At 34.6% G+C, this 2725-nt stretch carries 3 protein-coding genes; 2 read left to right on the forward strand and 1 reads right to left on the reverse strand.

All coding sequences use genetic code 11. The annotated features are described in order from the left end of the window. Window positions 1-311 precede the first annotated feature (311 nt). Window positions 312-959: a hypothetical protein gene (locus EKG35_RS20400; protein ID WP_126296383.1), complete on the forward strand. Its 648-nt coding sequence runs from the start codon at window positions 312-314 to the stop codon at window positions 957-959. A gap of 120 nt (window positions 960-1079) precedes the next feature. Here EKG35_RS20400 and EKG35_RS20405 read toward each other — a convergent pair whose 3' ends face one another. Continuing rightward, on the reverse strand, window positions 1080-1766 hold the full coding sequence (locus EKG35_RS20405) for a KinB-signaling pathway activation protein (protein ID WP_126296384.1): 687 nt from the start codon (window positions 1764-1766) through the stop codon (window positions 1080-1082). Window positions 1767-1913: 147 nt separating this feature from the next. Between EKG35_RS20405 and gerD the strand changes: the two genes are divergently transcribed. Further along, window positions 1914-2552 (forward strand): spore germination lipoprotein GerD, encoded by a 639-nt coding sequence (gene gerD, locus EKG35_RS20410; RefSeq protein ID WP_185807849.1) that lies wholly within the window; start codon window positions 1914-1916, stop codon window positions 2550-2552. Window positions 2553-2725 lie beyond the last annotated feature (173 nt).

Here is a 2725-nt window from a genome sequence, read left to right on the forward strand (position 1 = left end):
CAGCGTTCGTCCTGAGCCAGGATCAAACTCTCCATAAAAGAAAATTTGATAAAAGCTCTAAATTACACTGGCATCATATTTGATGTCCAAAATTTTTGTTTCGTTCACCGACGAGGGTCAGCTACTAAAAACTTTATTTCATTAACGTTTTGTTGTTCAGTTTTCAAGGTTCATTTTTCACATCATCGCGTTATCTCTTGGCGACTTTTCTATAATACACCCATTTATTCATGAAAGTCAACACTATTTCATAACTTTTTTATGAGACATTAATTTTCAAGTTTAAAAAATAGCAAAAAAGGAGAAGATGAATGATCCGCAAACTGTTATTAACATTAGTATTATCAGCATTAGTATTAATATTTGTTTATCCACAGAGAGATACTATTATTTCAGTATTTAGTATGACAGACGAACCGTTAGTTATTTCAAAAGGGAATTATGGACAATCTTTAATAGTTGAAGTTTCTTTTACACATGAAGGTTTTCCAGAATGGTTACAATCTTTAAAACAGCCTTATCCTTTACTTATGTTAGATGCTGATTGGATTAATCGTTCGCCAAAAATAGTGGATATTATTAAGGAACGAAATATCCCAACCGGTCTTCTTGGTGGTAATGGTGCTGAAGAATATTCTATTGAAGCATTTAACAAAGATTTAGCCATTTACCAAAAACATTTTGAGAACAAGCCTCTTTGGTTCATGACATCGGATTATGAATTTGGTGCAGATCTTCAGCAAGCTGTTTTCAAAGAAGAAATTAATCTATTGTCTCCATCGATTATACTTACGAATGAAAAGTATAAGAAAATAAATGGTGCTCTTGTTTCATGGAAACTAAACGAACAATCAAAACCAAAATTTGAGGATGTTACAAAGTTAATTAAAAAACAAAAGTTTATATCAATAGAAGAGAATATATTTGGTTATACCATTAAAACAAAGAAGACTCCCTAAGAGGGAAGCAAACTTTGTTGCAGAAATAAATTCCTTTAGCTAGTAGAGCCGCTCATTGTAAAGGGATCGTCCAAAAATTCGGACGACCCCTTTTATTATTTATTAAACTTCCAAACTTAATTAGGCTTTCGAACTTTTTCCTTCATTAGCTAATTTACGCATCTTGCGGCGCTCTTCTAATTTTTTGCGGTCTTCATCTGATTTTGCATTATATTTTGGCAATGCCAGTAATTGGTATGCATTTACTGCGACTAATGGGAACAATAATAAAGCAACATATGTATCAATATTTTCTTGACGGCCCATTAATGCGATGATCCACTCAAGTGAAGTAATGACTATCATAAAGAACAATGATGAAATTAGTACATGCTTTTTCCCTGTTAATTGAACTTTTTTCATCGCTGTAGCAATTGCTCCAAAAATTAAGAAAATCAATAAACCACCATAAAATAGCCAATCTGAAAAACTCTGTGCGGCTGGGGCAAATCGAAATATAACTAAATCGAAAACTACAATAAGTATCAATAAAACTTGAACCCAATTCCATAAAGTGAGTGTTTTAAAAATCCCAATTCCTACTTGGTGTAAAGTTAGATATGCAAAAAAGCCTGCTTGCGCAATTACACTCATGGTAAATCCTAAGAAAATCATCCATGCGAATGCTGCAATAAACTCGCCAATTTCACCTGCAGCTAAATAAGATCCAAAGAAATTCCAACGAACAATAATTCCAGCAGCACCAGTAATAACACCGCCAATAATTAGGCACATAAAGAAAAATTTTATCCAATTTCGTATCGTCACGACTTAAAGTCCCCCATTTTTTTATATATACGTTTACATTTTAACAATCGCCGTTTAAAAAAGCCATCGATGTCATAATCGTATACATATTATGAGCAAGATTGCGAACAATAATTGAAAGAGCCTTTAAAGAAAGGACTGATAAAAATGTTAAACCGTATACTTTCTGTGCTATTCGTCGTGATGTTGTTAGCAAGCTGTACAGAAGCAAATAATCAGCAGCTTTCTTATGAAGAAGTAAAAAAAATAATGATCGATTCGATTCAAACGGAAGATGGGAGAAAAGCTATCCGCCAACTTTTAGAAGATCCTAGCTTCCGTGATTTAATCGTCTTAGAGCACGATGAAATTCAGACTGCAATTAATGATACATTATTATCTGAGGAAGCAAGTGATTTTTGGAAAAAGACTTTTGAAGACCCTAAGTTTAAAGAGAATATGGCAAATAGCATGAAAGAGCAGCAAACAGAAATTATGAAAGCTTTAATAAAGGATTCCTCTTACCAAGAAGATTTAGTATCATTTTTTGGACAATCTGATATGCAGAAGGAACTTGAAACAATATTAAAAAGTGCTACCATGCGTAAAGAGATGGAAAAAATCGTAATGGAGACAATAGAAAATCCACTATTACAGACTAAATGGCAAGAATTAATTAAGAAAAGCGGACAAGCAACTGAAGCAGGAGGACAAGGCGGCGAAGGCGGCGGCGGTGAGTCCGGCGGTGGTGAAGAAGGTGGCGGCGGTGAGGCTGGCGGCGGTGAAGGCGGCGGTGGCGGAGCTTAGATATAAGCATTTATATCTCCATTTAAAAAGCGGACTGCATTAAGGCAGTCCGCTCAGGTTGTTGACAAAAGACCTTCAGAATGGGCTTATTCTGAAGGTCTTTTGTAATTTTAATAGATTATTGGGTATTTAACCGACTTATTTGGGGTAAAAACACTCTTCGAGTATTATAT

This window comes from Lysinibacillus telephonicus, from assembly GCF_003966145.1.
Taxonomy (GTDB): domain Bacteria; phylum Bacillota; class Bacilli; order Bacillales_A; family Planococcaceae; genus Ureibacillus; species Ureibacillus telephonicus.